Raw genomic sequence first — 8,257 nt, 5'->3', positions numbered from 1 at the left:
GCGGAATATAAGGAACTGAAGGAAGAAGGCTTTGGAATCCAGATACAGTTCGCGGTTATTTTCTTTATCATCTCCCTCATGGTCGTGCTGGCCGCGGTCTGGTTCGGACTTGTCATTGCTTCGCGCCTTGTCGGCCCGATTGAAAATCTGGTGAAGGCTGCAGAACGGGTCCGTTCCGGCGACCTGACAGCGAAAGTCGATGAAACCAGAGCCTATGACGAAATGGCGATGCTAAGCCGGGCGTTTAACCGCATGACCAAACAACTCTCCACCCAGCGGCAGGAACTGGAAGACACAAACAAAAAGCTCGATGAGCGGCGGCGGTTTACAGAGGCGGTGCTGTCAGGGGTTTCGGCGGGCGTCGTCGGTCTTGACCGCGATGGGATTATCAACCTGCCGAACCGGACGGCGACGGAATTGCTCGGCCTTACGACGACCGACATGATCGGCCAGACCCTTGCCGGAATCGTGCCGCAAATGGCGGTCCTGCTTGATGAGATACGCGAGAAACCCTATAGGATCGCCGAGCGTCAGATTCAGCTTCAGTCCAATGGTATTCATCGCCACCTGCTGGTGCGGGCAACGGCGGAAATTTCGGATGGGAATATACAGGGTTTCGTTGTCACCCTCGATGAAATCACTGATCTTGTGTCAGCACAGCGGATGGCTGCCTGGGGTGATATCGCACGCCGGATCGCCCATGAAATCAAGAATCCTCTCACTCCGATCCAACTGTCTGCAGAACGGATCAAGCGAAAATATGGCAAGGAAATCCAGACTGACATCGATGTGTTTAACCAATGCACCGATACCATTATCCGTCAGGTAGGCGATATCGGCCAGATGGTCGATGAGTTTTCCTCCTTCGCCCGCATGCCGACCCCGCAGTTCAAGGAGGAGGACTTAGGTGAACTCGTCGGACAGGCAATATTTTTGCAAAAAATCGCGCATCCAGAAATCGATTATGAACTGGTGAAAACGAATGATCCCCTGATCTGTAATTGTGATGCGCCACAGATAAACCGGGTTTTGACCAATCTGCTGCAAAACAGCGCCGATGCGATAGAGGGACGGGAGGAGAATTCGAAGGATCTTCCGCGGGGTCATATTAAGGTCGATATGTTCCGCGATACTGAAACCCTCGTCATCGAGCTGACTGATAACGGGCGGGGCCTGCCAAAAGAAAACCGCAGCCGTCTGACGGAGCCCTACGTTACCCACCGGGAAAAAGGAACCGGTCTCGGGCTGGCAATTGTAAACAAGATTATGGAAGAGCATCGGGGCAGTCTCGTGATGATGGACGCCACGAACGGGACGGGAGCCTGCATCCGGATTTCCTTTCCCATGTATGAACCTAACTTAAAAACAGGGAATGATTGATTATGTCCGCGGACATTCTGATAATAGATGACGAAGCCGATATCCGGGAACTGGTGGCGGGTATTCTTGATGATGAGGGTTATGAGACGCGCATGGCAGCGAACAGCGATGAATGCCTTGCTGAAATTTCCCATCGTCGTCCCGGACTAGTCATTCTGGATATCTGGTTGCGGGGAAGTAAACTCGACGGTCTCGAAATCCTGCAGCATATCAAGAAGGATCTTCCGGATTTGCCAGTGCTGATGATATCCGGTCACGGAAATATTGAAACGGCGGTGCAGACCATCAAGATGGGCGCCTATGACTTTATTGAAAAGCCGTTCAAGGCGGAGCGGTTGCTGCAACTGGTTGAGCGGTCATTGGAAGCTGTCCGCCTTCGCCGCGAAGTGGCGGAGCTGAAACACAAGGCGGGAGAGGTGATGACCGATCTGATCTGCCGCTCCCATGCTATGCTACAGTTACAGCAGACGATCGAAAAAGTTTCGCCGACGGGGAGCCGCGTGCTGATTACCGGTCCCTCGGGATCGGGCAAGGAGGTGGTAGCGCGCCTGATCCATACGCAATCGACACGCCAGGATGGTCCGTTTGTCATCCTGAATGCGGCGACATTGGCACCGGACCGGCTGGAAATTCAGCTGTTCGGGGTAGAGGACGGGCGCATGAGTTCTGTCAAGGGCGCCCGTCGCGGCTTGCTGGAACAGGCACATGGGGGCACCTTGTTTCTGGATGAAATTGCTGATATGCCGCTCGAAACTCAGGGTAAGATCCTCCGGGTTCTCGTCGATCAATCTTTTCAGCGGGTTGGTGGCAATGAGAAGGTTAAGGTCGACGTTCGCATTATTTCGTCCTCGAGCCAGGATTTGCGCGAGGCAATGGCCTCGGGTCGCTTGCGGGAGGATTTGTATCATCGCCTCGGCGTTGTCCCGATCAGCGTTCCGGCCCTGAAGGAACGCCCGGAGGACATCGGACCGCTTGCCCGTTATTTTATCGAGCGGTTCGCAAAAAGTTCGGGGTTGCCAGTCCGGAAGATCGGGGAAGATGCCATTGCCACCCTGCAGACTTCATCCTGGCCTGGAAATGTCCGGCAGTTGAAAAATGTCATAGAACAGATCATGATTCTGGCGACGGGTAACAAAACGGCGACGATCACGGCGGCCATGGTGCCGCCCGATGCCGGCTCGTCCCAGTCGATCATGAACGGACAGAATGACAATACCGAAATCATGGCCCTGCCGCTTCGCGACGCCCGCGAGCGATTTGAAAAGGAATATCTGGAGGCCCAGATAAATCGTTTTGGCGGAAATATTTCGCGTACTGCGTCATTTGTTGGTATGGAGAGATCGGCATTACACCGTAAATTGAAAACACTCGGTGTGAGTAACGGAGATCGAAAACGGGTTTTCGACTGAGAAGAAAGCATAGGGTTAAATGAAAGTAATCGTTTGCGGCGCGGGACAGGTCGGGTCAAACATCGCCCGTCAGCTAGCGCGGGAAAATAACGACGTGACGCTGATTGACCGCTCGGAGGAGCTGGTTCGTAAATTCAGTGATGAGCTTGACGTGCGCGCCATGGTCGGCCATGCCTCCCATCCGGAAGTACTGGAACGGGCAGGCGCCTATGATGCCGATATGCTGATCGCCGTTACCTACAGCGATGAGGTGAACATGGTCGCGTGCCAGATCGCCCATTCCATTTTTGATGTCCCCAAAAAGGTCGCCCGCATCCGCGCACAGGAGTATCTCAATCCACTCTGGGCGCATTTGTTCGGGCGCGAAAATCTTCCCATCGATGTGATTATTTCTCCGGAAATAGAAGTGGCAAAGGCGATCCAGCGACGGCTCAAGGTTCCCGGCGCAATTGACACCGTGTCCTTCGCCGACGGCCTTGTTCAGGTCATTGGTGTCCGCCTCGACGAAAGCTGCCCGATTGTGAATACACCGCTGCGACAGCTGACCGAGCTTTTCCCCAACCTGAATATTATCGTCGTCGCGATCTACCGGGATGAAAAGATGATCGTGCCGTCAAGCGACGACCAGATGTTTCCGGGGGACGAGGTGTATTTCGCGGCGGACAGCAATCATGTCGCCCGGGCGATGCCGTTGTTTGGTCATGAGGAGCAGGAAGCCCGGAGCGTCGTTATTATCGGCGGTGGCAATATAGGGCTTCATCTTGCGCAGTATATTGAGAAAAACATGCGCCACCTTTCCCTGAAACTGATCGAACACAATCTTACGCGTGCCGAAAATGTCATGGAAAACCTTCAGCGAACGGTCGTTCTTCACGGCAGCGGCCTCGATCCGGACCTGCTGCAGGAGGCTAATGTCGGCCGGGCCGAGACCGTGATTGCGTTGACCAATGATGACCAGGTTAATATTCTCTCCTCATTGCTGGCAAAAGGGCAGGGGTGCGAGACTGCCATCGCCCTCATTAATAACCCGGTTTTCGGCAGTCTTGTCACTTCACTCGGTATTGACGTTGTTGTCGATCCACGGGCGACCACCGTGTCCGAAATTCTGCGTCATATCCGGCGCGGACGTATTCGCGGCCTGCATTCCTTCCGCGATGGCGAGGCAGAGGTGGTCGAGGGCGAGGCGCTGGAAACCTCCTTGCTGGTCGGCAAGCCGCTCAGGGAAATCAAGTTGCCGGCGGGGACGATTATCGGCGCAGTCATTAGGGGAGACAAGGTTGAAATCCCCCGAGGTGATTCCGTTATCAATCCCGATGACCGGGTGGTTATACTGGGTCTCCGCGATTCAATCCATAAAGTTGAGGAAATGTTTTCCGTCAGCCTTGAGTTTTTTTAAGATCCCATGCTGTTCGCTCCCGTATTCACGCTTCTAGGCTGGGCACTGGTCATTTTATCGGTGCTGATGGCGGTGCCGATCCTGTTTGCTCTGGGGCCGACAGAAACTGCCATTGCCCTCAGTTTTGCCGTGTCGGCGATTGTCACTCTTTTTCTTGGTGGCGGCATGGTTCTCGCGATGCGGTCTGATATGACGACCCTCGGCCGCCGTGAAACCTTCCTGACGGCAACTTTGGTCTGGATTGTCGTGCCGGCTTTTGCCGCGATGCCGTTTTTTTTCAGTGACGCTATTCCTTCGGCAACCAACGCCTATTTCGAGGCCCTCTCGGGCTTTACCACCAATGGCGCGTCCACTATTCCGGACCTGGATATACAGTCAAAGAGCATCTTGCTATGGCGTGCGCTTACCCAGTGGGCTGGTGGTTTCTCTCTGATCATATTTCTATCAATCCTTGCGACCACCTTCAATTTGCCTGGAAATAACCCGCTGACCCGTGCCATCGCCAAAAGCAAGCGCCGCCGGGTGACCGGTCGCGGCGCCTTTGGTCTGCTTTCGATGTTGAAGATATACGCGCTTCTGACCGGAGTTTGCATTGTCGCTCTGTGGCTGGTGGGGATGCCGGCGTTTGATGCGCTGTGCTACGGTTTCAGCACCATCTCCACCGGCGGGTTCACCACATCTAACAGTGCCGGTACCGCCTTTGCCAACCGGGCGATTGAGGTGGTTCTGATGATTTTTATGGTTTTGGGGGCGGTTAATTTCTCCCTTCATTGGTCATTTTTCAACGGCGATCGGAAATCCTATTTCAAAGATCCGGAATACCGCTATCTTCTGCTGGCAATCGGGATCGGAAGTTTTATGCTGTTCTGGTTGATGCTGAGTGAAACCGACATGAGTATTAGCGAAACCATGCGCTACGCGATTTTCAACGCCGTGTCGGCGATAACAACAACCGGCTATAACCTGCCGCTTGTCTCCGATACCGGGGAGTATTACTGGCCGATCGGAGCGTTGCTGCTGGTTCTTGTCCTGATCACCCTTGGCGGCTCGACGGGATCGACAGCCGGCGGAGTCAAGCTTCTGCGTGTGAGCATCCTGCTGAAACTGTCCAGTGCCGAATTGCGGCGTTTGAGCTTTCCAAGCAGTGTTTCCGCGCTGACCTACGGCGGTGTGAAAATCGTCCGAGGCCAAATTCTCTCCGCCTGGAGTTTCTTCGCCTTTTATTGCGTTGCCATGGCGCTCGTGACCGCGGCAATTGCCTTCAACGGACTTGATTTTCAGTCGGCCCTGTCCCTCGCGGTCACGAACCTTGCAAATGCCGGATCGGCGGCGCAGCAGCTGATCACTGATGTCGAATTCGGCAGTGAGAATTTTATCAGTTATGATGCCCTGCCGAACGCCACAAAATGGATTTTATGCGTTACCATGCTGGTCGGTCGGCTGGAGTTTTTTGCGGTATTAACCTTGCTCAACCCGGCCGTATGGCGGCGCTAAGAAACGGAGATTCCATGTCAAGAATTGCCTATGTAAACGGTCAGTATCTTCCCCACCGGATGGCACATGTTCATATTGAGGATCGCGGCTACCAGTTTGCCGACGGGGTGTATGAGGTTGTAACAGTCTCCAGCGGCAAGCTGATTGACGAGGCGGGCCATCTTGACCGACTTTGGCGGAGCCTGGGAGAATTAAAAATTGCCGCCCCAATGAAGCGGGAGCCGCTAAAATTTGTGATGCGCGAGGTTATCCGGCGCAACAGCATCTTTGACGGCATTATTTATATGCAGGTAACGCGGGGGGTCGCCCCGCGGGATCATCCGTTCCCGGACAATACTGCCCCGGCTCTGGTGATGACAGCGAAACGGCTGTCGATACCCAAGGCGGCGAAGAAAGCGGAGGAGGGGGTGAGCGTGATTACGTTACCCGATATCCGCTGGGCCCGCCGCGATATCAAGTCCGTATCCTTGCTACCGAATATCCTTGCGAAGCAGGAGGCGAAGGATAAGGGCGCCTATGAGGCCTTTATGGTCGATGACGCCGGGATGGTGACGGAAGGCAGTTCAACCAATGCCTGGATTGTTGATCAAGACGGGAAAATCATCACGCGAGAGACAAGCAATTCTATATTAGCGGGTATCACTCGCGCCGCTCTTTTGCGTGAGCTGGAGGAAAAAGGCTTGGAGGTCGAGATTCGCAATTTTTCCGTTGATGAGCTACAAAATGCCAGGGAAGTCTTCCTGACAAGCAGTACATCCTACGTTTTACCTGTGGTGAAGGTCGATGATCATGTCATTGGCAACGGGCATCCCGGAAGTATTTCTTTAAATCTCCGGGGTATTTATCAAGACTTCATGACATCGGGTTCATAAGGCCTTAAACAAACATGCAACCAACTGTGATTTTTATGTCATAATCCGTATTAGTTATGGAATTGTTGCTAAAATGCTTGTGTTTAGGACGAGAAATCCTTATGTCAGGGAAACTTTTTGCCTTTTACATTAGTATTCAGTTTAATAAAGAAACCAATGATCTGTAAAAGCTAAAAATGACAATATGACGACAGATGAAAGATAATTCCAAATGGGTGCTGAGAAATCACAAAATGTACAAGACGTGTTCCTGAACAAGGTCCGGAAAGATAAGGTCCCGGTGACTGTCTTTCTGGTTAATGGTGTGAAACTTCAAGGCTCAATCAGCTGGTTCGATAATTTTAGCGTCCTGCTTCGCCGCGACGGCCATGAACAACTTGTCTATAAACACGCAATTTCGACCGTTATGCCCGCTGGACCCATCCAGCTGTTCGACCCCTCGGCGGAAGGCTGAAACGTCTGGAATGAAGGGACGGAAATTAAAACATGGAGCCTGATGCCGAACGTGAAACCCTGCGTTCCGGAGAAACGGCCCTCGTCCTGCATCCCTTCCTGAAGAGCGCAAAAACGGCCAAATTACGGGATCCCGCAGGATGTCTTGAAGAGGCTGTGTCGTTGACCGCGGCAATTTCCCTCGACGTCGTTCATTCTGAAATTGTCCCTTTGAGCAAACCTAAGCCCGGTACCCTGTTTGGCAGCGGTAAAATTGATGAATTCGCGGAATTCATAAAAAATTCCCATATCGATGTTGTCATTATCGATGGCGCGGTAACGCCGGTGCAGCAACGCAACCTGGAACGCCGCTGGGGGGTGAAAATTGTTGACCGTACCGGCCTGATTCTGGAAATATTCGGGGAGCGAGCGCAAACGAAGGAGGGGGCATTACAAGTTGAACTGGCCCATCTCAACTACCAAAGAACCCGTCTGGTCCGGTCATGGACCCATCTGGAGCGGCAACGTGGGTCGCTCAGTTTTATCGGCGGACCAGGCGAATCACAGCTTGAAATAGACCGTCGTCTCATTGACGAGCGCATTATCCGGATCAATCGCCAATTAGACTCTGTCGTTCGAACCCGGGAGCTCCATCGTGCCAAGCGAAAAAAAACGCCGTACCCGATTGTTGCCCTCGTTGGCTATACCAATGCCGGGAAATCAACATTGTTCAATCGTCTAACCCAGTCGCATGTTTTCGCCGAGGATTTGTTGTTCGCAACCCTGGATCCAACAATGCGCCGGATAACACTTCCGGGCGGGCAGCAGGTGATCCTGTCCGACACGGTCGGCTTTATATCTGATTTGCCGACGGAGCTGGTCGCCGCTTTTCGCGCAACGCTGGAAGAGGTGCTGGAGGCCGACTTGATCGTTCATGTGCGCGATATTACCCATGCCGACAGTGATGCCCAGAAGCAGGATGTATTTGACGTCCTGAAACGGCTTGGTGTGGATACAGACGAGGAGACGGAATATCTTGAGATATTCAACAAGATTGACCTGCTGGAGGGGGAGGCGAAAGAGGCCTTTCTGAACATTGCCGCCCGTAACGACAGCTATGTGGCGATATCCGCGGTGACGGGTGAGGGGACCGAGGGTTTTCTCGCCTCAGTCGAGCAGAAACTGACGTCGCGGCAGCGCACCATCGTTCTTGAAATTCCGACGGAGGACGGCGCGACCCTGTCCTGGCTCTATCGCCATGCAACGATCCTGGG

7 protein-coding genes are annotated in these 8,257 nt (G+C 53.4%); all 7 read left to right on the top strand.

Annotated features, from left to right (window positions below; all coding sequences use genetic code 11):
- On the top strand, window positions 1-1,380 hold a 1,380-nt coding region (locus ACESNI_RS13195; protein WP_373087562.1), incomplete at its 5' end, for a PAS domain-containing sensor histidine kinase.
- A 2-nt stretch (window positions 1,381-1,382) separates the two neighbouring features.
- A complete protein-coding gene (locus tag ACESNI_RS13190; RefSeq protein WP_373087560.1) occupies window positions 1,383-2,789 on the top strand; it encodes a sigma-54-dependent transcriptional regulator in 1,407 nt (468 codons plus the stop codon).
- Between the two features lie 19 nt (window positions 2,790-2,808).
- Complete coding sequence (trkA, locus tag ACESNI_RS13185; RefSeq protein WP_373087557.1) at window positions 2,809-4,185, top strand: Trk system potassium transporter TrkA; 1,377 nt, start codon at window positions 2,809-2,811, stop codon at window positions 4,183-4,185.
- Between the two features lie 6 nt (window positions 4,186-4,191).
- Complete coding sequence (locus ACESNI_RS13180) at window positions 4,192-5,679, top strand: TrkH family potassium uptake protein (protein ID WP_373087555.1); 1,488 nt, start codon at window positions 4,192-4,194, stop codon at window positions 5,677-5,679.
- Window positions 5,680-5,693: 14 nt separating this feature from the next.
- The gene (locus tag ACESNI_RS13175; RefSeq protein ID WP_373087553.1) at window positions 5,694-6,551 is read left to right on the top strand and encodes a D-amino-acid transaminase; all 858 of its coding nucleotides are present in this window, start codon (window positions 5,694-5,696) and stop codon (window positions 6,549-6,551) included.
- A gap of 211 nt (window positions 6,552-6,762) precedes the next feature.
- The gene (hfq, locus tag ACESNI_RS13170; protein ID WP_373087551.1) at window positions 6,763-7,005 is read left to right on the top strand and encodes an RNA chaperone Hfq; all 243 of its coding nucleotides are present in this window, start codon (window positions 6,763-6,765) and stop codon (window positions 7,003-7,005) included.
- Between the two features lie 32 nt (window positions 7,006-7,037).
- The coding region (gene hflX / locus ACESNI_RS13165; RefSeq protein ID WP_373087549.1) for a GTPase HflX at window positions 7,038-8,257 on the top strand (1,220 nt) is incomplete at its 3' end.

It is taken from the genome of Sneathiella sp. (genome assembly GCF_041689005.1).
Classification (GTDB): domain Bacteria; phylum Pseudomonadota; class Alphaproteobacteria; order Sneathiellales; family Sneathiellaceae; genus Sneathiella.
The sequence above is the reverse complement of the archived record's forward strand: the minus strand, read 5'-3'. Positions and strand labels throughout refer to the sequence as shown.